1 protein-coding gene is annotated in these 1,327 nt (G+C 32.3%); it reads right to left on the bottom strand.

The genetic code is table 11. From position 1 onward, the window contains the following. Positions 1-745: 745 nt before the first annotated feature. On the bottom strand, positions 746-1,327 hold a 582-nt coding region (locus E1171_RS01275), incomplete at its 5' end, for an AraC family transcriptional regulator (protein ID WP_155203307.1).

Here is a 1,327-nt window from a genome sequence, read left to right as displayed (position 1 = left end):
TTTTTTGGTTTTATTTTTTTAACCAGTACTGCGTAGAATAATCTGTTACAATTCAATCTGTGCTTGTTTTTTAATTGAACCTTTTTAAACTAGAAAAATAAGGGAATAAATAAAAACAAGTTTTTCCTTCCGGCCGGAGGATAATATTTTTTAAGCCATAATGGCTTGAACTAGTTCTATGATCCCTCTTTTATGGGAAAAAATAAAGAAATGTTTTTAATTTATTTTAACTAAAATGAATTATTGAAGATAGGTGTTTGGGAGGTTAATAATGTTTATGATTTCTTCAGGCCTTGAGTGGTCAAATGAGGAGGTGTCATTGAAAGAGGGACCTTCTAAGGGTTACCGAAAGAAATTGTGGGCTTTCACACTTGAAAAATGATCGCATTAGGTATGGCAGTGGTCTGAGACCAAGTAATTTCCTAGAGGTTTCAGTAAAATGTATATGGATTATGTTTAAGGTGCTGTCTTGAACTCATTTTATATACAAGGATAAAAAAAGAGGATAAAGCTCTTTTTTAACGTAGGGGGAGTCAGAGCAGACATTGATTGTTACGACTGCCTCATAATTTTTAACCCCAATAATAGAGTTTCCATGAGCTTATTAAGGTTTTTATTGGAGTCATTCATAAAAATTGAAAATAAGCTCTGGTTTCTCTTTATAGATCTATAAAATTAAAATTCCTTTCAACAGGTTATTGATATGCTGTAACCGTTATTTTTTCTAGCTATAGGATTGACAATTTTATTTTTGTTCTTTCTCCTTTTTTCGAAATGCAGCAGGGCTAAAAGATGTATGTTTTTTGAAACTACGATTAAAAGCGGCTTCCGAAGAATATCCTACCTTTTCAGCTACTTCACCAATCTTGTAATTTTGGTTTTTAAGTAATTCACGGGCTTTTATAATTCTCCAATTAGTAACATACCCCATGGGAGTGAATTTTGTAAGGTCTCGAAAAGTGTTAGAAAAATAAGTCCTGGACATTCCCGCTTCTTTGGCAAGGTTAGCCACTGACCAATTCCTTTCTGGAAATTGATGAATTAATTGTAAGATTTTGTCAATGGCTTCATTATTAAGGGGATTGTTTAAATTTGGATTTTTAGCATTAATTCTAAAATAATCTTTGATTGTTTGAATGAATATTATTTCACCCAAGCGGTTCACCATTGCTTTTGACCAGGAGTTATTATTCTGATTTTCCTTTATAATCAAATCCAAAAAGCTCTTCATTTCCTTAGATACTGAATCTGATCTTTTTCTTTGTGGAAGATGAAAAACTTGAGGAAATGTTTTTCTAAAAGGCTCAACGGCCTGATAGTCCATTTC

Source organism: Xanthovirga aplysinae (genome assembly GCF_009711365.1).
GTDB lineage: Bacteria > Bacteroidota > Bacteroidia > Cytophagales > Cyclobacteriaceae > Xanthovirga > Xanthovirga aplysinae.
Note: the sequence above shows the minus strand (reverse complement) of the source record. Positions and strands in the feature narration are given on the sequence as shown.